The organism is Nitratidesulfovibrio sp. HK-II, from assembly GCF_003402415.2.
In the GTDB taxonomy this organism is placed as follows: Bacteria; Desulfobacterota; Desulfovibrionia; order Desulfovibrionales; family Desulfovibrionaceae; genus Cupidesulfovibrio.
This window is the reverse complement of sequence record NZ_AP036014.1, coordinates 615790-638196: the sequence shown is the minus strand read 5'-3', so window position 1 is coordinate 638196 and position 22407 is coordinate 615790. Positions and strand designations below refer to the sequence as shown.

14 protein-coding genes are annotated in these 22407 nt (G+C 67.9%); 3 read left to right on the top strand and 11 right to left on the bottom strand.

Features of this window, described 5'->3' with window-relative positions:
* Positions 1–92 precede the first annotated feature (92 nt).
* Genes RVX_RS02340 through RVX_RS02325 form a run of 4 tightly spaced genes read right to left on the bottom strand, consistent with a single transcriptional unit; the run spans position 93 to position 6761 of the window.
* On the bottom strand, positions 93–1628 hold the full coding sequence (locus RVX_RS02340; RefSeq protein WP_116306668.1) for an efflux transporter outer membrane subunit: 1536 nt from the start codon (positions 1626–1628) through the stop codon (positions 93–95).
* Positions 1625–4825: an efflux RND transporter permease subunit gene (locus RVX_RS02335; RefSeq protein ID WP_116306670.1), complete on the bottom strand. Its 3201-nt coding sequence runs from the start codon at positions 4823–4825 to the stop codon at positions 1625–1627. Before RVX_RS02335 ends, RVX_RS02340 begins: the two co-directional genes overlap by 4 nt.
* An 18-nt stretch (positions 4826–4843) precedes the next feature.
* Positions 4844–6055 carry an efflux RND transporter periplasmic adaptor subunit gene (locus tag RVX_RS02330; RefSeq protein ID WP_116306672.1) on the bottom strand — a complete coding sequence of 404 codons (1212 nt, stop codon included), beginning with the start codon at positions 6053–6055 and terminating at the stop codon, positions 4844–4846.
* Positions 6056–6101: 46 nt separating this feature from the next.
* A complete protein-coding gene (locus tag RVX_RS02325; RefSeq protein ID WP_172596607.1) occupies positions 6102–6761 on the bottom strand; it encodes a CerR family C-terminal domain-containing protein in 660 nt (219 codons plus the stop codon).
* Positions 6762–7156: 395 nt separating this feature from the next.
* Here RVX_RS02325 and RVX_RS02320 point away from each other — a divergent pair, with 395 nt between their 5' ends.
* Positions 7157–7765 carry a TetR/AcrR family transcriptional regulator gene (locus RVX_RS02320; RefSeq protein WP_116306676.1) on the top strand — a complete coding sequence of 203 codons (609 nt, stop codon included), beginning with the start codon at positions 7157–7159 and terminating at the stop codon, positions 7763–7765.
* A 114-nt stretch (positions 7766–7879) separates the two neighbouring features.
* Here the strand turns inward: RVX_RS02320 and RVX_RS02315 are convergent, their stop codons facing one another.
* The 5 genes from RVX_RS02315 to RVX_RS02295 form a co-directional block, all read right to left on the bottom strand.
* A complete protein-coding gene (locus RVX_RS02315) occupies positions 7880–8614 on the bottom strand; it encodes a 4Fe-4S dicluster domain-containing protein (RefSeq protein WP_116306678.1) in 735 nt (244 codons plus the stop codon).
* 7 nt (positions 8615–8621) lie between these two features.
* Positions 8622–11654: a formate dehydrogenase-N subunit alpha gene (fdnG, locus tag RVX_RS02310; RefSeq protein WP_116306679.1), complete on the bottom strand. Its 3033-nt coding sequence runs from the start codon at positions 11652–11654 to the stop codon at positions 8622–8624.
* A gap of 344 nt (positions 11655–11998) precedes the next feature.
* Positions 11999–13897, bottom strand: a complete 1899-nt coding sequence (locus RVX_RS02305) for a cytochrome c3 family protein (protein WP_116306681.1) — start codon at positions 13895–13897, stop codon at positions 11999–12001.
* Positions 13898–13965: 68 nt separating this feature from the next.
* Positions 13966–15273 (bottom strand): c-type cytochrome, encoded by a 1308-nt coding sequence (locus RVX_RS02300; RefSeq protein ID WP_116306684.1) that lies wholly within the window; start codon positions 15271–15273, stop codon positions 13966–13968.
* A gap of 3 nt (positions 15274–15276) precedes the next feature.
* Positions 15277–16422, bottom strand: coding sequence for a peptidase (locus RVX_RS02295; protein WP_116306686.1), 1146 nt, complete (start codon positions 16420–16422; stop codon positions 15277–15279).
* 425 nt (positions 16423–16847) lie between these two features.
* Here RVX_RS02295 and RVX_RS02290 point away from each other — a divergent pair, with 425 nt between their 5' ends.
* The gene (locus tag RVX_RS02290) at positions 16848–19418 is read left to right on the top strand and encodes a mechanosensitive ion channel domain-containing protein (protein ID WP_116306688.1); all 2571 of its coding nucleotides are present in this window, start codon (positions 16848–16850) and stop codon (positions 19416–19418) included.
* Between the two features lie 389 nt (positions 19419–19807).
* Positions 19808–21469 carry a nif-specific transcriptional activator NifA gene (gene nifA, locus RVX_RS02285; RefSeq protein ID WP_116306690.1) on the top strand — a complete coding sequence of 554 codons (1662 nt, stop codon included), beginning with the start codon at positions 19808–19810 and terminating at the stop codon, positions 21467–21469.
* 163 nt (positions 21470–21632) lie between these two features.
* On the opposite strand, the gene fliW is transcribed toward nifA, so the two are convergent.
* Together fliW and csrA are read right to left on the bottom strand one after the other, a co-directional pair.
* Positions 21633–22187: a flagellar assembly protein FliW gene (gene fliW, locus RVX_RS02280; RefSeq protein WP_116306692.1), complete on the bottom strand. Its 555-nt coding sequence runs from the start codon at positions 22185–22187 to the stop codon at positions 21633–21635.
* A complete protein-coding gene (gene csrA / locus RVX_RS02275) occupies positions 22163–22402 on the bottom strand; it encodes a carbon storage regulator CsrA (protein ID WP_007526389.1) in 240 nt (79 codons plus the stop codon). Before csrA ends, fliW begins: the two co-directional genes overlap by 25 nt.
* Positions 22403–22407: the final 5 nt, after the last annotated feature.

Below are 22407 nucleotides of genomic sequence, written 5' to 3'. Positions count from 1 at the left end.
AGCCGTCCGGGGGATGCGCCGTCCGGGGAGGAGCCGTCCGGGGGAGGAGCCGGAAGGAACTGACCAGGCTGGGGTTTGTCCGGTCAACTCCGTCAGTTTGCCCCGGCGGACGCTGCCGCACCGGTTTCTTCCGCTTTCGCGTGCCCGACGCCGGGCATGGGTTCGCCGTTCCAGCCGCCGCCCAGCGCCTTGAACAGGGTCAGGCGGTTGCTCTGCCGCGAAAGCAGGACGGACACCAGGCTCTGCCGGGCGGTGGCATACGAGCGCTGGGCGTCGAGCTTGGTCAGGTAGCCATCCACGCCGCGCTCGTAGCGCTGGGTGGACAACTCGTAGCTCTTGCCCGTGGCCCGCACCAGCGAGGCCTGGGCCTCGGCCTGGGTCGCCAGCGACGTGCCCTGCGCCAGCGCGTCGGACACTTCCTGGAACGCCGTCTGCACGGCCTTTTCGTACTGGGCCACCTGGATGTCCCGGTCCGCCTCGGCGGATTCCACCCCGGCGCGGATGGCCCCGGCGTGGAAGATGGGCAGGGTGGCCTGGGGCACGAAGCTCCAGGTGCGCGACCCCGCGCGGAACAGATCGTTCATTTCGGTGCTGGCGTTGCCGTAGCTGGCGGTGAGCCCGATGCGCGGGAAGTATTCCGCCCGCGCCGCGCCGATGTTGGCGTTGGCCGCCTTCAGGGTGTGCTCCGCCGCCGCCACGTCCGGCCTGCGGGCCAGCACTTCCGACGGCAGCCCGGCGGGCACCTCCGCCAGCGGGGCGATGTCGGACAGCTTGCGGGCCGGGGTCAGGTCCGCCGTCAGAGGCGCGCCCACCAGCAGGCCCAGCGCGTTTTCGTCCGCCGTCACCGTGGCCTCGTAGGCCGCGACGTTGACGCGGGCCGTATCCACGGTGGTCTGGGCCTGGGCCACGTCCAGTTCTCCGACAATGCCGTTTTCGTAACGGCTTTTCACCACCGCGAACGAGGCGCGCTCCGTGTCCAGTATCTCGCGCGCAAGGTCCAACTGCTCACGGTCGGCGGCCAGGGTCAGGTAGGCCTGCCCCACCTCCGCCACCAGGGTCAGCTGCACGCTGCGGGCCGATGCGTCGGTGGACAGGTACTGTTCCAGCGCCTGTTCCTTCAGGCTGCGCACGCGCCCGAACAGGTCCAGTTCGAACGAGCTGAACCCCACGCCCACCGAGTACGCGTGCGAGGTATACGACCGGCCCGTGGACGAAAGCGGCGCGGAGGTGCGGCCCATGTCCGCCGAACCGCTGGCGTCGATGTGCGGGAACAGGTCTGCCCGGGCGATGGCGTGCTGGGCGCGGGCCTTCTCTATCTGCAGCACGGCCACGCGCAGGTCGCGGTTGTTGGAAAGCGCCAGGTCGATCAGCCGGGCCATGGGCGCGTCTGTCACCACCTGCCGCCAGTCCTGGGGCATGTCTGCGGGCTGTGCGGCGGTTTGGCCGACGGTCTGATCGACGGTCTGGCCGCCCGCCGCGCCCACGTTCCAGGCGGCGGGCAGTTCCGGCGTGGGCCTGTGGTATTCGGGGATCAGCGAGCAGCCGGTCAGCGGCGTCATGGTCAGCGCCACAAGCGCCGCCGACGCCGCGATCCGGGTCGCCTTGCGCAGGTATGTCGGACGAATCATCGCGTCACCTCGCCGGGGGTTCCGGCAGGATTGTCGTTGGAAGGCAGGAGATTGCCGGGCGTTCCGGAATCCGGGGCCTGCGGGGTCGCCCCCTTTCGCTTGCGCGTGGCCAGCCGGTAGACCAGCACGAAGAACACCGGCACGAAGTACACCGCCAGCACCGTGGCCGAGAGCATGCCGCCGATGACCCCGGTGCCGATGGCCCGCTGGCTGCCGGACCCCGCGCCCGTGCTGATGGCCATGGGCAGAACCCCCAGCACGAAGGCCAGCGAGGTCATCAGGATGGGCCGCAGCCGCAGCCGCGCCGCCTCCACCGTGGCTTCCAGCAGGGGCTTGCCCGCCTTCACCAGGTGCATGGCGAACTCCACGATGAGGATGGCGTTCTTGGCCGCAAGGCCGATGGTGGTCAGCAGCCCCACCTGGAAGAACACGTCGTTGTTCATCCCCCGCCCGTAGGTGGCCGCCAGCGCCCCCAGAACGCCCAGCGGCACCACCAGGATCACCGCCGTGGGCACCGACCACGACTCATACAACGCGGCCAGGCACAGGAACACCACCAGAATGGAGATGGCGTACAGCGCCGGGGCCTGCGAACCGCTCATGCGTTCCTGGTACGACAGGCCGGTCCATTCGATGCCCACGCCGGCGGGCAGCCTGGCCGCCATTTCCTCGATGGCCTGCATGGCCTCGCCGGTGCTGCGGCCGGGCGCGGCCGAGCCCAACAGTTCCACGGCGGGCAGGCCGTTGTAGCGTTCCAGGCGCGGCGAACCGTAGGTCCAGCGGCTGGACGAGAACGCCGAGAACGGCACCATGTTGCCCTGCGTGTTGCGCACGTGCCAGTCGTTGATGTCTTCCGGCATCATGCGGAACGGCGCGTCGCCCTGCAGGTAGACCTTCTTCACGCGGCCCCGGTCGATGAAGTCGTTGACGTAGGTGCCGCCCAGCGCCGTGGACAGCACGGAGTTCACGTCGGCCATGGACAGGCCGTGCGCGCCCGCCTTGGCCTGGTCGATGTCGATCTGGAACTGCGGGGTGTCCTCCATGCCGTTGGGCCGCAGCACGGCAAGGGCCGGGTTCTGCGCGGCCATGCCCAGCAACTGGTTGCGGGCCTGCATCAGGGCCTCGTGGCCGATGCCCGCGCGGTCCTGCAGGAACAGGTTGAAGCCCGAGGCGTTGCCCAGTTCCGTCACGGCCGGTGGCGTGAAGGCGTAGACCACGGCGTTCTTGATGCGCGCAAACGCGCCCATGGCGCGCCCGGCCACCGCCGCTGCGCTCATGCCCTCGCCCTTGCGCTCGTCCCACGGCTTCAGCTGCACGAAGGCAAGGCCCGCGTTCTGGCCGCGCCCGGCAAAGCTGAAGCCCGCCACGGTGAACAGCGAGTTCACCGTGTCCTTTTCCTCCACCAGGTAGTGGTGCTCCACCTGCCGCAGCACCTCCAGGGTGCGCTCCTGCGGCGCACCGGTGGGCAGTTGCACAATGCTGAAGATGGTGCCCTGGTCCTCTTCGGGCAGGAACGACGTGGGCAGGCGCAGGAACAGGAACCCCGTTCCGATGAGCAGCAGCAGGTAGATGCCCATCATCCTGCCCACGCGCCCGGCCACCCCGGACACCTGGCGGCGATACCCCTTGCTGGTGCGATCGAACGCGCGGTTGAACCAGCCGAAGAACCCACGCTGGGCCTGGTGCTCATGCTTGTGCATGGGCCGCAAAAAGGTTGCGCACAGGGCCGGGGTAAGCACGAGGGCCACCACCACCGAAAGGGTCATGGCCGCAACGATGGTGAGCGAGAACTGCCGGTAGATGACCCCCGACGAGCCCTTGATGAACGCCATGGGAATGAACACGGCGGACAACACCAGCGCGATGCCCACCAGCGCCCCGGTGATCTCGCCCATGGACTTGCGGGTGGCCTCGCGGGGCGGCAGCCCCTCTTCGGTCATGATGCGCTCCACGTTCTCGACGACGACGATGGCATCGTCCACCAGAAGGCCGATGGCCAGCACCACCCCGAACATGGTCAGCATGTTGATGGAAAAACCGAAGGCCGCCAGCGCGCCAAAGGTGCCCAGCAGCACCACGGGCACGGCGATGGTGGGAATGATGGTGGCCCGCATGTTTTGCAGAAACAGGTACATGACCAGAAACACCAGCACGATGGCCTCGGCCAGCGTCTTGACCACCTCTTCGATGCTCACCCGTACAAAGGGGGTGGTGTCGTAGGGAAAGACGCAGTGGATGCCCTCGGGCAGGTTCTTGGCCAGTTCCTCCATGGTGGCGCGCACGCGCTTCACCGTGTCCAGGGCGTTGGCCCCGGTGGCCAGCTTGAGGGCGATGCCGGTGGACGGCTTGCCGTTGAAGCGCGAAACCGCGTCGTAGCTTTCGCTGCCCAGTTCCACCCGGCCCACGTCGGCAAGGCGCACCGTGGACCCGTCCTGGTTCACCCGCAGCACGATCTGCTCGAACTGTTCGCGGGTTTGCAGCAGCGACTGCGAGAGGATGGTGAAGCTCATGCCCTGCCCCGGCACGGCCGGGGTGCCGCCGATCTGGCCGACGGAAAGCTGGGCGTTCTGGGCGGTGATGGCGGAACTGACGTCCGCCGGGGTCATCTTGTAGTTCAGCAGCTTGTGCGGATCGAGCCACACGCGCATGGCGTACTGCGCCCCGAAGAGCTGGGTTTCGCCCACGCCGTCCACGCGGCTGATGGGGTCCAGCAGGTAGGTGGCGGCATAGTCGCTGAGGTCGCGACCGGTCATGGACGGATCGTCCGAGGCCAGCGCGATGATCATCAGGAAGCTGGAGGTGCTCTTGTTCACCGTGATGCCCTGGCGCTGCACGGCTTCCGGCAGCAGGGGCGTGGCCAGCGAGAGCTTGTTCTGCACCTGCACCTGGGCGATGTCGGGGTTGGTGTCCGCATCGAAGGTCAGGGTGATGGAGGTCTGGCCGGTGGAGTCGCTGGTGGACGCCATGTAGCGCAGGCTGTCGATGCCCTTCATCTTCTGCTCAATGACCTGGGTGACGGTGTCCTCCATGGTCTTGGCGGAAGCGCCGGGGTACGACGCGCTGATGGTGACCGACGTGGGGGCGATTTTAGGATACTGCGAAATGGGCAGGCTCAGTATCGACAGGGCCCCCGCCAGCATGATGATGATGGCGATGACCCAGGCGAACACCGGGCGGTCTATGAAGAATCTTGCCATGACGAATGCTCCCCGCGCCTACTGGCGCGCTGCCGGTGCCGCTGCCGCGGAGGGCTCTGCGGACGCGCCGGATGCGGAAGTCGCGCCGGATGCGGAAGTCGCCTCGGTGGCCCGCACCTTGGCGCCGGGCCGCACCTTTTGCAGGCCTTCCACGATAACCCGGTCGCCTTCGGCAAGGCCGTCGCCAACCAGCCAGTCGCCGCCCAACACGCGGTCCACGGTGATGGACCGGCGCTCCACGACGTTGTCGGCATTGACCAGCAGCACCGTGGGGTTTCCCTTGGAATCGCGGGACACGGCGGCCTGCGGCACCAGGATGGCGTGTTCGTTCACGCCCTCTTCCAGCACCGCGCGCACGTACAGGCCGGGCAGCAGGTCCTGCTTCGGGTTGGGGAACAGGGCGCGCAGGGTCACCACGCTGGTGTTGGCGTCCACGGTGATGTCCGAGAACTGCAACGTGCCTTCCAGCGGATAGGCGCTGCCGTCCTCGAACAGCAACTTCACCCTGGCCCCGTCGGCCCCGGCCTTGCGCAGCCTGCCCTCGGCCAGGGCGCGCTTGAGCCGCAGCAGGTCGCCGGTGGACTGGGTGACGTCCACGTACACCGGGTCGGTCTGCTGCACCGTGGCCAACGCGTCGGCCTGGTTGGCGGTGACCAGCGCGCCGGGCGTGACCGACGACCGGCCGATGCGGCCGGAAATGGGCGCGGTGATGCGGGTGTAGCCCAGGTTGATGCGCGCCGTTTCCAGCGAGGCCCTGGCCGCCGCCACCTCGGCCACATACTGCTTGTAGGCGGCCTGGGCGTCGTCGTTGTCCTGTCGGCTCACGCCGTTGGTCTTCACGAGGTCGGCGTAGCGCTCGGCCTTGAGCCGGGCGGGTTCCACGGCGGCCTCGGCCTTGGCCAGGGCGGCCTTTGCGCTGTCGAACGCGGCCTGGTAGGTGGCGGGGTCTATCTGGTAGAGCGCCTCGCCCGCCTTCACGTCCGCCCCTTCGCGAAACAGGCGCTTCTGGATGATGCCGCCGACCTGCGGACGGACTTCGGAAACCAGCAATGCAGAGGTACGCCCCGGCAGGACGGTGGAAAGCGTCGTGGGCCTTGGCTGGATGGTCACCACCGTGGCTTCCGGTTCCGGGGCAGGTCCGGCGGCGGGGTGATCCTGGCCGCAGCCGGAAAGCGCCGCCGCAAGCACGGCAAGCAGAAGCGCGAGTGTGATCTTGGTGTTGTTGCGCATGGGATTTGCTGAACCTTTCATGGAATGCTGACTGTTGCTCCGTCTTTCAGGAGAAGGCGTGTCCGGGTCGGCTGGCGTTCAGACGCTCGATGCCGCCCAGGGTGAACTCGACGATGAAGTCCGCCATGGCTTCGACGTTGCTGGGTTTCAGCGCCATGTCGGGCGATATGAGGCTGATCACTTCCCTGGCGTGCCCGTACAGCACGCACTGCCCCACGATGCTCGAGGCGCAGCGCGACACCGTCTGGCGGTCGCTGCCGGGCAGCAGCTGCCGCACGATGTCCAGCAGCATGGCGTGCGAGGGGCCGCAGTAATTCTCGATGACCGTGTGGAAGCACCGCGACGAGGCCTGCACGAACTCCTGCGACAGCAGCCTGCCAAGGCGCGCCGATACCGCGTCACCGTCGCAGGCGTACTCGGCCAGCATGCTGCGCACGTAGGCCCGCAGGCGGCCGCGGGGCGAGGTGAGGCCGTTTACCCCCGCATCGCGCGGGTTGCGGCGCAGCTTCTGTTCCAGATGGTCGCGCAGCACGGCCACGTAGAGGTTTTCCTTGCTGCCGAAGTGATAGTTCACCGCCGCGATGTTGGCGCGCGCCAGCGCGCTGATCTTGCGCACGGTGGCCCGCTTCAGCCCGTCGGAGGCAAAGACCACCCTGGCCGCGTGCAACAGGCGGGTTCGCGTTGTTTCATCCTGCGGGTCGCGCATGCTTCCTCCGGCTGCGCGGGTCTGCCGCGCTGGTTGGTTGCGTCCGGAAACGCCACCCCAAAAAATCATCACACCCCGCCGCGGAGTGTGATCGAAACCGGTTCCCGGCCTTGGCCGGAACCGGCATGTCGTGTGCCGTCCGCCTGCATGCGCAAGGGGCTGCGGCATGGCCTGCGCCCCCTGGACACCCGGACATCCGGCGCCCATCGAAGAAAAAATCCTTTCGTTACGGCATTATGACTAGGAGCATGACACCCCCCGTGAATTGGGGCTTGCGTTCCTGCGTCCGTGCCCTATACTTTATTGACCGTACAGTACGGTTTGAGAGCCCGGCTGTCAACTCCCCCCCATGTCGGGTATGCTGCAAAAAATCATCGCAAAGGCAGGAGACGCATATGGCGCTAGGCCGCCCCCCCCGTGACCGCAGGTCCGAAATTCTCGAAATCGCCGGGCCGCTGTTCCTCGAACACGGCTACCAGGGCACGTCCATGTCGCGCATCGCCGCCGCCCTGGGAGGCTCCAAGGGCACGCTGTATTCCTATTTCGACAGCAAGGAAGCCCTGTTCGAAGCCTACATGGAAGACCGGGTGCGCGTGCGCGGGGCCGCCGTGTTCGACCTGCCGCCTCACGCGGACGACCTGCGCGAGGTGCTGCGCCTGCTGGGCACGCGGTACATCAACCTCATCACGGACAAGGATCCGCAGGCCGTCCTGCGCGTGATCTACCACGAGGCCCCGCGTTTTCCCGAGATCGGGCGCATCTTCTATGAAACGTGCATCCTGCGCGGCAGGCGGCTGCTGGCGGAGTATCTGACCCGTGCGGACGCGCTGGGCGTGCTGCGCATCCCCGACGCCGAGGTGGCCGCCGAGCATTTCCTGGCCCTGTGCCAGTCCACCGTGCAGATGCCGGTGATGCTGTGCGTGAAGACGGAGGTGAGCGCCGACGAGGCCGAGCGCGCCGTGGAAGCGGCCGTCACCGCCTTTCTGGCTGCCTACGCCGCATAGCCGGTTGCGTTCATGCAAACGGAACGGGCCGCCCGCGTGATTGCGGGCGGCCCGTTTTTTTCCATGGTCCACAAGGGCGGATGCGGCTACCGGCCCGGGGAGACCGGACAGGCCCTACCCCGTGCGCAGCGGCCGCATGGCCAGCAGCGCCCGGCGGCTGAACGGGCCGATGCGGTCACCGGTACTCCCCGCGTCCGCCACCATGTGGTGGTGGTAGTGGCTGGGGTGCACCTCGCAAAGGTACAGCACCCGGACAAGGTCGGAATCGGCCAGCAGGGCCGCCGGGGATGTCTTCTGCACCTCGGCCAGCCGGGCGCGGGCGATGGTCAGCATCTCGTCGCGGTCGCCGAAGTGCATGGTGTACGTGGGGCAGGTTTTCACGCAGGCGGGCAGCATGCCCGCACGCACCCTGTCGATGCACATGTTGCACTTGGTCAGCAGGCCCGTGGATTCCTCCTTGCGGGGGATGTCGTAGGGGCACGCCTCGCGGATGGTCTGGTAGTCCAGGTCCTTCGTCTTTTCCGTGTACAGCACCGCTCCGGTGGCCTCGTCCTGGATGATGGCGCCGGGAATGAAGGCATCCGCCATCATCTTGCACGGCGGTTCCAGGCAGTGGCGGCACTGCTCGGGAAAGAACACCCACTTCAGCTTGCCGTCCACCTCCACCTCGTTGAAGCGCACCAGCTTGAAGGTGTGCCCGTTGAGGTCCGGCGGGTTCTGGTAGCTGCCGATATTCACCGTTTCGTCGGCGGCCAGCTTCTTCCACTGCTTGCAGGCGGCCTGGCAGCCCCGGCAGGCGGTGCAGCGGGTCTGGTCGATGAAGAAGGTCTTGCCCTTGTTCTCGCTCATGACTCACCTACCCTTGCTTCCCGGGCTGGGCTTTTCTCACGTTCACCATGAAGACTTTCGTCTCGGGAATCCCGGTATTGGGGTCGCCCACCGAGGGCGACAGCAGGTTGGCCGAGTCGAACGTGGCGTTCTTCTTCTGGCCCCAGCCGAACTGCCAGGGAATGCCCACCTGGTGCACGGTTTCGCCCATGACGGTGAACGGCTTGATGCGCGGGGTGACGATGGCCACCACCTGCACCTTGCCGCGCACCGATTCCAGCACCACCTGTTCGCCGTTCTGCACGCCCAGTTGCGCCGCCAGTTCGCGGCTCATCTCGCAAAAGCCGTCGGGCTGCATTTCCTTCAGCCACGCGGTCTTGCGGGTCATGGTGCCCGACTGCCACTGCTCGGTCACCCGGTAGGTGGTGCACACATAGGGGAAGCGCGGGTCGCGCACGGCCTTTTCCTCGTGCGCGAAGTGCAGGGCCGTGGGGTTCACCCGCTGCGGCGACAGGGGATTGCCCGCCAGCGGGCTTTCGAAGGGTTCGTAGTGTTCCGGCAGGGGGCCGTCCACGCGACCGGGGCCATAGAGCTGGCCGCGCCCCTCGCGCACCATGATGAACGGCAGCTTCTCGCCGGGCTTCCACCCGCCGTCGGGCACGTCGCCCGTCCACTTTTCGCCGTTCCAGGCAATGACCGCGCGCTTGGGGTCGAAGGGCTTGCCCAACTGGTCCACCCCGGCGCGGTTGTACAGGATGCGCCGGTTGGCGGGCCAGGCGTACGACCAGTTGGGGAACAGGCCGATGGCCGTCTGCTCCGGGGTCTGGGTGCGGTCGCGCCGGGCCATCATGTTGCCCTGCTCGGTGTAGCTGCCCGAGAATATCCAGCATCCGCACGCGGTGGAGCCGTCGGCCTGCAGCGCGGCGAATCCGGGCACCTGCTGGCCCGCCTTCCACTCCTTGCCCGCGATGGTCACGTCCTTCAGGAAGGTGCCGTTGAGGCGCTTGGCCAGCGCACTGGCGTCGTACGCGCCGTCCTTCAGATAGGCGGTGTCCAGGTTCAGGATGGGCTCGGGGTGCTTGCCGCCCTCGGCCTTGTAGAGCTTGCGCACTTCCTCGAACAGCCGGATGACGATGTCGCCGTCGCTCATGGAATCGCCCATGAACTTCGCGCTCTTCTCGCGCCATTGCAGCCAGCGGCCGGAGTTGGCGACGGAGCCGTCCTTTTCCACGCTCATGCACGCGGGCAGAAAGAACACCTCGGTCTTCACGTCCTTGGGATTGACGCCGGGCCCCTTCCAGAACAGCGAGGTCTCGTTCTCGAACAGGTTGACCACCACCGTCCAGTCCAGCTTGGCCATGGCCTTGCGGTTCTTGCCCGCGTTGGCCCCGCCCGCGCAGGGGTTTTGCCCCCACACGAACGCGCCCTTGAACCCGCCGTTGTACATGCGCTCGAACAGCGACAGCCAGGAGTATTCCACCACCTTGGTGTCGTCGATCTTGGGCAGCCAAGTGTACGCGGTCTTGTGGTCCACGGCGGGGTACATGGCCTTCATCAGCGAGGCGGCATACTTGTCCAGGTTGGACCACCAGTTGGCGCTTTGCGGGTCGCTGGTGACCGGGGTGCCCGCCTTCACGTAGGCGTCGTAGTCGGCCCAGATGGCGCGGGGAATGGGCAGGTAGCCGGGCAGGTTGTCGCACAACAGGGCGATGTCCGTGGTGCCCTGCACGTTGGATTCGCCACGCAGCGCGTTCACCCCGCCGCCCGCGATGCCGATGTTGCCCAGCAGCATCTGGATCATGGACAGGGCGCGGATGTTCTGCACCCCCACAGTGTGCTGGCACTGGCCCATGGCGTACAGGATGGTGCCCGCCCTGTCCGGCTTGCCGGTGGACGCGAAGGAATTCCACACCTCCAGCACCTTGGGCTCGGGCATGCCGGTCACGTCCACCACGGTCTTCAGGTCGTAGCGAGCGTAGTGACGGCGCATGACCTGCAACACGCAGCGCGGGTCCTTCAGGGTGGGGTCCTTCAGGGTCACGCCCTTGTCGTCGGTGACGAAGTTCCACTTCTTGCGGTCGTAGCTGGCCGTTTCGGGGTTGAAGCCCGAGAACAGGCCGTCCTTGAAGTCGTAGTCCGGCCCCACGAGGTACGAGGCGTTGGTGTAGTCCACCACGTACTGCTTGAAATACAGTTCGTTATCCAGAATATGCTTGATCAGCCCGCCAAAGAACACGATGTCCGTGCCCGAGCGGATGGGGGCGTAGATGTCGGCCTTGGCCGAGGTGCGCGTGAAGCGCGGGTCCACGTGGATCAGTGTTGCCCCACGCTGCTGGGCGCGGGTGACCCACTTGAACGAGATGGGGTGGTTTTCCGCCGCGTTGCTGCCCATGATCAGCAACACGTCGCTGTTCTTGAGGTCGATCCAGTGATTCGTCATCGCGCCGCGTCCGTAGGACTCTGCCAGAGCCCCCACAGTGGAACTGTGTCAGATGCGGGCGTGGCTCTCCATGTACACCAGGCCCAGGGACCGGTGCATGGCCTGCAGCAGCCAGCCTTCCTCGTTGTCGATGGCGGCGGACCCGACAGAGGCGATGGCCCGCGTGCGGTTGACCGGCTGTCCCTTGTCGTTGACCGCCTCGAACGAGGCGTCGCGGGTGTCCTTGATCTTGCGGGCGATGCGCGGCAGCGCCCAGTCCCACGACTTTTCCTCCCACTTGTCACTGCCGGGGGCGCGGTACAGCACCTTGGTGATGCGCTGGCTCTGCTCCGTGGTCTGCCAGATGGACGACCCCTTGGGGCACAGGGTGCCCTCATTGGTGGGGTGGTCGGGGTTGCCCTCGATGTTGATGGCGCGACCGGTGGCCGGGTCGGTCCAGACCAGCAGGCCGCAGCCCACGGCACAGTAACAGCAAATGGAGGTGGTCAGGGTGGCCTTGTCGATGGCCAGCCCTTCCGCGTGTGCCGCGACCGGGGCAAGGCTGATGCCCAGCCCCCCGAACGCGGTGGCCACGGCGCCCGTGGCCGCGAGCTTGATGAAGCCTCGCCTGTTCATCCTCATGGTGTGCCTCCTTGTGAGGATGCAGGTTGCGCGCGGAACTGCGCGTCGGGCATGGCCGCCGATGCCCAAGCATGACGCGGCCCGCTGCCGAAGCTGACGCCCGACATTCCATCCATACCACACCCCGGCGGTTTGGGAAGGCATTTTTTCCCACGTTATCAGCTATATATGCCTATATTGACAGAATGACGGGATGAAACCCCTCAAAAATGCACGGGGCGCGCGGTTGGTTCCGCGCGCCCCGGTGGGTATTTGAGGTGATCAAGGGCTGCCGTGCCGCCATCGCCAACCGGCGATGCACGCCGCTTCTGGCGGTCGGCAGGGGGCAGAGGGCCCGCAGCGTCCTACGACTTGACCTTGTGGCAGTCGCGGCACTCCGTGGGCCCCGCCGCCTTGCCCGCCGCCAGCAACTTGGCGTGGCAGGCGTTGCAGCTGGGGCCTTCGCCATGGAAGGCGTTGCGGAAGTAGCGCGGGTTCTCGCGGTCCTTGGGGCTGCCGGTTTCGGCGTCCACCACCACGTCGTGGCAATCCTTGCTGGCGCACTTCATGGGGCCGCCGTCCACGTAGCCCTTGTGGTGGCAGGTGCCGCAATCCACGGTGGGGGTGTGCGCCTCGTGCGGGAAGGGCACGCGCGGCTTGGCCAGTTTGGCCCCCTGCGGCACGGTGACCGTCACCGCCTTGCGTTCCACCAGGGGGTGGTGCACCGAGAATTCCGGCGTTTCGCCATGGCAGACAAGGCAGTTGCCGGAAGCTCCCATGGCCCTGGCGTGCTGCTGGTACTGCACGGGGGGGATGTTGTCGCGGTCGCGCCCCAGAGGGTTGCGCGCCGGGTACACAGCGTGCGGCGCGCCGTGGCAGGCCGGGCAGCGCAGCATGGTGGTGTCGTCGGCGCGCTCGGCGTACAGCCCGGCGGCGTCGGCGGTCCACTTGTTGAACGCGCTGGCCGTGGACGACTTGGGCTTTTCGGCAAAGTCGTGGCAGCCCGCGCAGTCGGGCAGGTTCACCCACGGGGTGCGCGGGGCGATGTCCTTCACGTCCTGCACCGCCACGGGGCTGATGGCCGCCATCAGCCGTTCGGCGGCGGGGTTGCCCGCCTCCTGCTCCTTGCGCAGCAGCGACAGGGCATGGTCTTCCATGGCCCCGTGACAGCGGGTGCAGTCCAGCCCCTTGGTCAGGTGGTAGTCGCGCCAGAACCGGGTGGCCCCTTCGGGCGCGGAGGGATGGCAGGAATTGCAGGCGTCCGCGCCGCGACCGGCCATGTAGGCAGCGTGCCAGCCGTGGATGGCGGCGGACATGTTGGGAGGCATGGGCTTGCCGGAAGGCTTTTCGCCCGCCTTGGCAGCCGCCGCACCCGGCTCGTGGCACGCCCGGCAGACCACGGTGGCGCCGGACCTGGCCCGCCTGGCCAGGTCGGTGCCGTTGATGCGGTCGTGCACTTCCAGCACGTCGGCGGCGGTGGCCGGGGAAATGCCCGCCACGCCGCCCACCTTCCATGCGCCGCCATGACAGTTGCGGCAGCCCATCTCGGTGGACACGGGCAGCACGCAGCGGGTGGCGGCCAGCAATGCGCCCGAGGCGTCACGCGCCTCCACGGTCACCGTGGGATAGGGGTTGAAGCCGTCCTTGCCCGCATACGGCAGCACGGGAATGCCCGTGGCCTCGTACACGGTGGAGCCTTCCACCAGCTTCAGTTCGCCGGAAAGTTGCGATGCCTTGTCCTGCGCGCCTTCCGCCCCCTTGGCCGTCGGTGTCGCGGCCGGGGTGGTGGCGGCCTGCCCGGCGGGGGTGAGCGACGAATCGGCCACGGCGGCGGGCTGCACGGCCGAGGCCTTGGGCTCGCCATCCAGCCGCCAGGTCAGGGTCGCGCCCTCGGTCACGGCCTGCGGGCCGGGGCCGCGCCGCACCAGTTGCGCCCGCAGGGTGGAGCCGGGGGGCAGCAGGGTCCACGCGGGTTCCGCGTCGGTGACGTGCTGCATGCCCTGTCTGCTCCAGGCCACCAGGACATGCCCGTCCTTGCCGGGGTCGAACGGGGGCACGTCGGTAACCAGTTGGCCGTAGCCGGGGCCCGCCTTGGCCTCGCCCTGCGGGACTGTGCCATTCTGGGCCGGAACCGTCTGCCTGGGGGCGGGCCGCATGGACGGCGCGAACAGTTGCGCGCCCAGAAAGCCCACCGCGAACGCGGCCACCACGATCAGCCACACGCGGAACAGGTTCTCGGTCAGGCGGTTGTCGGTCTTGTTCATCGTCGCATCTCCCTGCGTCGTTGCTGCCGTAGGATCACAAAGGCATTACCGGGTGCTTCAGGTGGGGGTTATCGGCCCGTGCGGCGTTCAACCTCGTGCACGATGTACACGGCCAGCGCATTGCGTTCGGCCGGGGTGCCGCAGAAGGGCGGCATGTAGGACAGCAGCCTGCCCTGTCCGGCCAGTTGCGCCTCCATGCCCGGCACGCCCCGTTTGGCCGCGCGCGGCACCATGTCCAGCATGGGGTTGCCCATGCCGTGGCAACTGGAACACTGCTGCGCCCACAAGAAGCGGCCCACGTCCAGCCGGTTGGCGTCGGTCACCTCGCGCGTGCCCGCCCATGCGGTGAGCGAGAGCGCGCCGTCGCGCTGCATGCGTTCCACGTCCGCCGCGCGGATGCCGTTGGAGTACATGTACCCGTGGATGACCCACGGACGGCGGCCCGTCTCGCGCACCCACTCGAAGGCCCCCACCTGCGCAAGGCCCAGCAGCAGCACCACGCCCGCCAGCACGGCCCGCGCCCTGCCGCTTGCCTTCACGAAAAAGGCCAGCCCGCCCAGGAACAGCAGCGGGGTGACCACCGGCCAGGCCAGGGCGAAGGGGCGGATGTCCTCCGTGCGGCGCAGGATCATGGCCTGCTGGGACGGGGGCAGCGCCGCAAAGTACCATGCCGCGCCCGCCAGCAGCCCGATGAAGGGCAGGCAGACCCATTTGGCCGACCAGCGGACCATGGTTTCGCGCGTTTCCGGGTTGGGGATGCGCAGCGCGGTGATCATGGCGAACAGGCCCGCCAGCAACAGGCACAGCGCGGAGCGGAACACCAGCGCGGGCCAAAAGGTGGGGTTGAAGAACCCGTCCCAGAAGTCGCCCGTGCGCAGCCATTCGCCGGGGGTGAGCATGAACCCGATGATGCCGTTGATCATGAACAGCGAAAGAAAGGCGAACAGCGCGTAAAGCCAGCCCGCCGTCATGTGGTCCTTCCTGCTCATGCGGCCCGAGATGCAGCGCTGGAAGGTGTAGTAGTACACCAGCAGCGCCACGATCTCGCCCAGAAAGAACACCCACTCCGTGGCCCAGCCGTACAGGAACAGATGCACCAGTTGCGAGGTGGCCGCCGGGCTGACCAGCGAGATGATCAGCCAGATGCCCACCCCGGTCACGCCGCCGAAGACCATGGTCAGCAGCACGAAGAACCGGCTGTGCCGCTTCACCCATTGCAATATTTCGTTGGAGCCTTCAGCGTGGCCCTTGCGTTCGGCCATGACCAGGAAAAACCCGCCCCCCACGGCGAACTGGGCCACGAACACGTGGATGACGGAAATGAGCGCGATGAGCAGGCCGCCGTTCACCGGCAGCTGCCAGACCGGGTACTGCATGGTCTACGCCTCCTTCCCGCTGCGGCGGGCGATGACCACCAGCCACCACACGGCGGCGGCACCGGCCACCAGCGACGCCACGAACAGCGCGGCCGCGCCGTCCTGTCCAAGCATCGGAGGATGGACCGGCGCGGCGGCCGCCCTTGCCATGGACTCGTTCAGGTGCGGGGCCAGCCACGCGTCGCGCAGCACGGCGCGCATGGCCGCCATCAGGAATATGACGCCCGTGGTGGCCCCGGCGGCCAGCCACACCCTGCGCCGCCGCGCGGCGAAGAGGGCCAGCACCGTGCCCGCCAGCCCCAGCGCGAACGCGCCGGTGGCCAGCCCGTGCCCGCCCATGAACAGCTTTGTCAGGTGACCGGGCAGGCTGAACAGAAACCACGTGCCCAGCACGAACTGGGCGTAGGTGGCGTGGGTGAACCACGCGAGCCCCTCGGTGATGCGCAGTTCCCAGTCCTGCGGGCCCTGCGGACCCGAGGCCACTGGGCCGCCCGCCGTTTGCAGCAGTAGCGCGCGCCCGGCCACGAACAGCCCGCCCACGGCCACCGCGCCCACAACCATGTGCAGGTAGCGCGGCAACAACGAAGGTTCGCCCCAGTTCAGCAGGGTGCCGCCAGGCGAGGCGGCGTAGCCGGTCCAGCGGGCCGGGTCCAGCATCAGGGTGGCGTTGTTGGTGAGCACGAAGGCGTTGACGAGCAGCAGCGCCACGCTGATGCCCGCCACCAGGGTGCGGCGCGGGCCGAGCACGGCGTGCCCCAGGCCGTACAGGTAGAAGCCGTAGTAGGCCAGCATCACGAAGCCCACGATGCCCAACCACCACACGGCCATCAGGATGGAACTGGCATAGATGAACTGCCCGTACAGCACCTGCAGGAACAGCAGCGGCGGCACGCCGAAGTTCACGGCCAGGGCCATGGCGCGCGGCACCCAGGCCGCCGTCTCGCGGATGTCCACGTTGATCTGGTCGTTGGGCGAAAAGGGGGTGCGCCACGAACGGAACAGGGTGATCACCGACGTGCCGAGCACCACGTTCATGAACAGCAGGTGCACCACGAAGGTGAGCAGCAAGAGCGCCTGAAACCAGCCCCACGGCCCCGGAATGGGGTCGGGTGTGGGCACCAGCGCGGCGGGCGGCAAAACCGGGGTCATGCCGGGTTCCTCCTTGATTCGTCGGCCATCCGCCGGATGCCCCGTACGGCGAAGTCCGGGGGGGCCCGCCGCTGCGCGGGCGCGACACGATTCCCCTGGAACGCGTGCCGAAAACGACCGATGGCTGACGTGAATACTTGCATTGTCCCTCAATTTCCCTAACCGGGCAAGCTGTTCCGATGGAAAATCAGGCAGCGCGGGGCCGGAACGGGCGGGGCACGCGCGGCCACGTTGAAGAATGCGCGGGGGCGGCGTATACGATGAAGTCCGCCGCGCGCCCGGCCCCGCTTCGGGGACCATCATCCGCGCGCCGCCATCCGCGCGCCGCCAAGACGCGCCGTCCGTGCAGAGCTGCGAACACCGCGCAGAACCGCGCCCCCCCGTGCGGACACGCCCACGACACGAAACACAGGATGCCGACCACCATGCTCCATGCCTTCATAGCCCGTCCCCGCCGCGCCCGTGCGCTGCCTGTCCTGCTGTGCGCCTGCCTGCTCGCCGGGCTTGCCGGAACCATTTTCGCACCTTTCGGGCCCGTGGGTTTTCTCGCCCCCCGCCCCGCGCTGGCCGCCCAGGCGGGCGACGCCGCCGCCCCCGCGCCCGATGCCCCCGAGGGCCAGTACTCCATGGACCTCATCTGGCAGACGCGCGGGCAGGAACTGTCCTCCCTGGTCGAGGAAACCGACCGCCTGCGCAAGACCCTGCCGGACATGGCCAAAGCCCTTGATGCGCAGGTGGCGTCCATCCAGCGCGACTACCAGCGCCTGTTCGCGCTGTACCAACTGAGCCGCAATCACCCCAGCGAAATGGCCGCCATCCGCCGCCAGATTTCCACGGTGCAGCGCTCGCTGCAGGGCCGCCTGGCCCCCATGGAGACCCTGGACGCCACGGTGCGCCAGCGTCTGGAAGATTTCACCGCGCTGGACAAGGAACTGTCCGAGCACCTCGCCGCCGAACGGTCCAGCGAACTTTCCAAGGATCTTTCCGAATACCTCTCCAAACTCACCGAAGGCCGCAAGAACCTGACCGCCCTGCGCACCCGCCTGGCCCGCGCCCTGGACCCCGGCCGCGCCGTGGACGCCAAGCTCAAGCAGGCGCTGGAGCAGATCGACGCGCAACTGCCCGCGCTGTGGCGCACCTATTACCTGGTGGCGTCCAGTTCACTGATGGATCTTGCGGTGTGGCAGTCGCTGCCCGCCAGCCTGGCCGCGTGGTCCGACACCGTGGAGGTGCGCCTGGCCACGGAGTTTCCGCAAACCCCGCGTGACTGGGGCGCGCTGCTGCTGCGCTTCGCCTTCCTGGGCGTGCCGCTGTTCCTGCTGGGCAGGCTGGCCCTGCGGCGGGGCTGCCAACTGCCGGGCAGCTGGGCGCAAAGCTGCCGCAACGTGGCCGCGCGCAGCTGGCCGTGGCTGGCCGTCGGCATCGCCCTGCACTTCGCCTCGTGGGCGCGCGGCGGCGAGGTGTACCGGGCCGTGGTGGTGCCCGCGCACCTGCTGTTGCTGTGGGGCGAGCTGACCCTGGTGTGGAACCTGCGCTCCGCCGGTCTTGCCGGGGTGCCGCAGCGCTCTCCCCTGTCGCTGCTGTTCGCGCCCGCCGCCATCGGCGTGCTGCTGCTGTTCCTGAACCCGCCCGCCGTGTTGCTGGCCCCGGTGTGGGCGCTGTGCATGGTGGCGGTGCTGGCCGCGCGCGCCCGGCGCGGCAAACCCCGCGTGCTGCCCCTGCTGGAAAAGGTGTTCCTGGCCTGCGAGCCCGCGCTGTGCGTCATCTCGCTGCTGGCGGCGGTGTTCGGCTGGGCGCGGCTGGCCATCCCGTTCTTCCTCGTGTGGCTGGCCGTGGCCGTGGCCGTGCAACTGGGCGCGGTGCTGGTGGCCTTCGTGACCATGTTGGCCGAACGCCTGCCGGAAACGGGCATGCGCGCCCTGTTGCGCGGCCTGGTGCTGGGCCTTGGCGCGCCCGCCATGTGGCTGGTGGCCGCCGCCACCCTGCTGCCGTGGATGTCCGCCTTCCCCGGCGGGCCGTACATGATGCGCCAAGCGCTGGAACTGAACGTCAACGTGGGCTCGGTGTCGTTCAACTCGCTGCGGGTGCTGGGGCTGGTGCTGCTGTTCTACCTCACCCGCTCGGCCATCGCCGTGGGCAGCTCGTTTCTCGAGAACCTGCCCGCGCGCCTGCCCCGGGTGGAGCGCGGGGTCATTCCGCCGTTGCAGACCGGGCTCACCTATACACTCTGGGCGCTGTTCGGCCTGGTGGTGCTGAACGCCCTGGGCGTCAGCCTGACCAGCCTCACGGTCATCGCCGGTGGTCTCAGCGTGGGCCTGGGCTTCGGCTTGCAGACCATCTTCAACAACTTCTTCAGCGGGCTCATCCTCATCTTCGGCCGGTCGCTGCTGGAGGGAGACATCATCCAGATCGGCGAGACGTGGGGCACGGTGCGCAAGATCAGCATCCGCTCCACCACGGTGGAAACCTTCGACAACGCCGTGATCTTCGTGCCCAACTCCGAGTTCGTGTCCAACCGGCTCACCAACTGGACCCGCAACAGCCTGCGCATGCGCCGCGACATCGCCGTGGGCGTGGCCTACGGCTCGGACGTGGACAAGGTGACCGAACTGCTGAAGCAGGCGGCGGACGACCACCCCCGCGTGCTGCGCGATCCCGCGCCCAACGTGCTGTTCCAGGACTTCGGTCCCAGCAGCCTCGACTTCGTGCTGCGGGTGTGGGTGGACGACCTGAACCACGGCGTGTCCACGGCTTCCGACCTGCGCCGGACCATCGACCGGCTGTTCCGCGAACACGACATCGAGATATCCTTCCCCCAGATGGACGTGCACGTGCGCGGCATAGAGGGGCTGCCCGGCGGCTCCGTCCCGGCCCCGGCCGCCGCGCTCCCCGCATCCGGGGCGACCGGGGCCAAGGGCGCATCCACGCCAGGCGGAGCACCCCCCCCCACGAAGGACGCGGACGACGGCGAGAACGCCGCCCCCGCCAACGTGTGACGCCGCCTGAACCCCGGTTTCGCCGAAGCCTGCCTTTCTGCATCGGCCGCCCCGCGTGCCGCCCATTGCTCCGGGCACGCGGGGCGGCCGCCGCCGGGGGATGGGTGGGCCGGAAAGAACGGGCAAGGCGGGCGCGGCAGGTCACCGGGCCGTATCCGCATGCCCCGCGCGCTCGCCGGAGTGGCCCGTCCAGGGTGACCCCGACGCAATAGCTTATTTGCAAAAATGATATTTTTTCAATGCACTTTTTTATTTTATTGTCAAAACAATAGCGCCCGCCCCGCCCCCGCCTTGTCCAGCATTCAACATCCAATCATCAGGAATCACACGGCTATTTTCCGATATTCCGCGCGTCGCCGCTGCGGAACCATCCTTGCAACGTGCCGGGCATGCCGTGCACGCTGCAAAGCCTGAAACTCAAGGCCCTCTACGCCATCAGCCAGGTATTCGACCGGGCGCTCGACCTCGAACAGTCGCTGGAGGACGTGCTGCGCGTGCTTTCGGAAACACTTTCCATGAAGCGCGCCACCATCACCCTGCCCGACCGCGAGACGGGCCAGCTGGTCATCGCCGCTTCGCACGGGCTCACCCCCGAGGAGCGCAGCCGGGGCGTGTACCGCCTGGACGAGGGGGTGACAGGCACCATCTTCCAGACCGCCCGCCCGTACATCGTGCGCGACGTGCGCACCGACCCGCTGTTTCTCGACCGCACCGGCGCGCGCAAGGTGGAGAAGGGCAAGATTTCCTTCCTCGGCGTGCCCATCCTGAAGCAGGGCGCACCCATCGGCGTGCTGAACGTGGACCGCCTGTTCAGCGACGAGGTATCCACCTCCGAGGACGTGGAATTCCTGGGCATCGTGGCCACCCTGGTGGCCCATTTCCTGAGCCTGAACGAACAGATGCACGAACGGGTGGACACCCTGCGCCGCGAGAACGTCAAGCTGCGCACCCGCGTGCTGGACGAACGGGGCGACTACATCGTGGGCCGCAGCGCGGCCATGCTCGACGTGCAGCGCCAGATAGAACGCGTGGCCCCCACCAAGGCCACGGTGCTGCTGCTGGGCGAATCGGGCGTGGGCAAGACGCTCATCGCGCGGCTGCTGCACAACCTGTCCGACCGCATGGTGCATCCCTTCGTGAAGGTGAACTGCGCCTCCATTCCGGAAACGCTGCTGGAGGCGGAACTGTTCGGCCACGAGAAGGGCGCCTTCACCGGGGCCGCCGCCGTGCGCGCGGGCCGCTTCGAGGAAGCCCACAGGGGCACCATCTTCCTCGACGAGATCGGCGAACTGCCGCCCGGCATCCAGGCCAAGCTGCTGCGGGTGATCCAGGACCGCGAGTTCGAGCGGCTGGGCAGCAACCTGACCCACCGCGTGGATGTGCGCATCGTGGCCGCCACCAACCGCGACCTGGCCCAGCTTTCCGAACAGGGGCGCTTTCGGCAGGACCTGTACTACCGGCTGTGCGTGTTTCCCATCCGGGTGCCGCCCCTGCGCGAACGGCCCGACGACGTGGAGCGGCTGCTGAACCACTTTCTGGCCAAGGCCGCGCGCGACTACCGCCGGGTGATCACCCTGGCCCCGGACGCGCTGGCCCTGCTGCGCCGCCACGATTGGCCGGGCAACGTGCGCGAGATGGAGAACCTTATCGAGCGGCTGGCCATCCTGTCCGAATCCGGGCAGATCGACCGGGGATTTCTGGAACCGCTGCTGGAGCATGCCGCCAGCGAAAACACCCCGTCCGACGGGCAGTTTCCCACCCTGGCCAGCGTGAACGGGGGGAACGGGGGCAACGGGCTGCACGCACCTGGGGACGGCCACGCCCCGCACGCCGGATACGACGACGCGGGCATTGCCGATGGCGACGCCCACCCCACCACCCTGCGCGACATCGAACGCACCGAAATCATCGCCGCCCTGCGCCGCAACGGCTGGGTGCAGCACCGCGCCGCCGCCGCTTTGGGCATCACCCCGCGCCAGATGGGCTACCGCATCCGCAAGATGGGCCTTTCCGGCCTGGTGGCCGGGGAACGCGCCCGCCGGGGCGACTGACGCGCCGCCATCCTCCACCGGCCACGCGGGCAATTCGGGAGCCTGCCGTGCCCGGCATGTTTGTCGCGCCTTTTGTCGCGCCTGTCGTCGCCATGCGAAAGGGCGGCCCCATGGGGCCGCCCTTTCGCATGCGTCACATCTGGCGGCTTCGGACCGCCGGGGCCTACGCCCCGCCTTCAGCCCCGTTGCCGGATTCGTTTCCATTCCCGTTGCCGGACGGCCCGACTTCCCGGTTGCCAGCCCCATCGCCCGCCCCGTCGCCAGCCGGGCAGCCGCCCTGCTCGTGCAGGTAGTACTGGGACGGAAAGCGCCCGTCGGTCTGGGGCACTTGCAAGCCCAGCCGGGCCTCGTGGTTGATCAGGATGGGGCCGGTGAGGTTCAGCGCCGTCTTTTCGGGTCGGCCCGGAGGAATGGACACCGTGACCAGCACGGCCACCTGGCGGATATTGCGCAACCGCAGCAGCTTCTGCTCCGCATCGCCGATGCGGATGGGGTAGTCCTCCAGAAAGCTGTACGGGTCGCCCACCAGCAGGCCCAGGCGCGGGTCGTCCATGCTTTGCAGGATCAAAAACGGCGCGCCCTCGCGCAGCTGCAGCAGCGTGAACTCGTGCTTGTCCTCGAAGCCCATGATGCCCCGGGGGAAATACAGCACCTTGTCCAGCGCCACCGTCTGGCGGCCGAGCCGGGTCTGGATCACTCTTTCGTTCTGTCGTGCCATATTTGTGTCGCCGCGAGCAGGTCAGCGTTGCTGGTTTCGAGCGCCATGCGGTTTTCCTCCATGACGCGCCGGTACACTTCCTCTCGGTACACGACCATGTCGCCGGGTACGTCGAGCCCGATCTTGACCTGCTTTCCCTGCATGCCAAGGATGGTGATGCGTATGTTGTCGCCAAGGTACAGGCTTTCGCCCGGCCGACGCGTGAGTATGAGCATGGATT

Excerpts from the sequence above, each read along its gene's own strand:
- RVX_RS02325 (WP_172596607.1), bottom strand. The coding sequence starts at position 6,761 with ATGCGCGACCCGCAGGATGAAACAACGCGAACCCGCCTGTTGCACGCG.
- fliW (WP_116306692.1), bottom strand. The coding sequence starts at position 22,187 with ATGGCACGACAGAACGAAAGAGTGATCCAGACCCGGCTCGGCCGCCAG.
- RVX_RS02300 (WP_116306684.1), bottom strand. The coding sequence starts at position 15,273 with ATGCAGTACCCGGTCTGGCAGCTGCCGGTGAACGGCGGCCTGCTCATC.
- RVX_RS02315 (WP_116306678.1), bottom strand. The coding sequence starts at position 8,614 with ATGAGCGAGAACAAGGGCAAGACCTTCTTCATCGACCAGACCCGCTGC.
- RVX_RS02335 (WP_116306670.1), bottom strand. The coding sequence starts at position 4,825 with ATGGCAAGATTCTTCATAGACCGCCCGGTGTTCGCCTGGGTCATCGCC.
- RVX_RS02290 (WP_116306688.1), top strand. The coding sequence starts at position 16,848 with ATGCTCCATGCCTTCATAGCCCGTCCCCGCCGCGCCCGTGCGCTGCCT.
- RVX_RS02340 (WP_116306668.1), bottom strand. The coding sequence starts at position 1,628 with ATGATTCGTCCGACATACCTGCGCAAGGCGACCCGGATCGCGGCGTCG.
- RVX_RS02320 (WP_116306676.1), top strand. The coding sequence starts at position 7,157 with ATGGCGCTAGGCCGCCCCCCCCGTGACCGCAGGTCCGAAATTCTCGAA.
- csrA (WP_007526389.1), bottom strand. The coding sequence starts at position 22,402 with ATGCTCATACTCACGCGTCGGCCGGGCGAAAGCCTGTACCTTGGCGAC.
- RVX_RS02295 (WP_116306686.1), bottom strand. The coding sequence starts at position 16,422 with ATGACCCCGGTTTTGCCGCCCGCCGCGCTGGTGCCCACACCCGACCCC.
- RVX_RS02330 (WP_116306672.1), bottom strand. The coding sequence starts at position 6,055 with ATGCGCAACAACACCAAGATCACACTCGCGCTTCTGCTTGCCGTGCTT.
- nifA (WP_116306690.1), top strand. The coding sequence starts at position 19,808 with ATGCCGTGCACGCTGCAAAGCCTGAAACTCAAGGCCCTCTACGCCATC.
- RVX_RS02305 (WP_116306681.1), bottom strand. The coding sequence starts at position 13,897 with ATGAACAAGACCGACAACCGCCTGACCGAGAACCTGTTCCGCGTGTGG.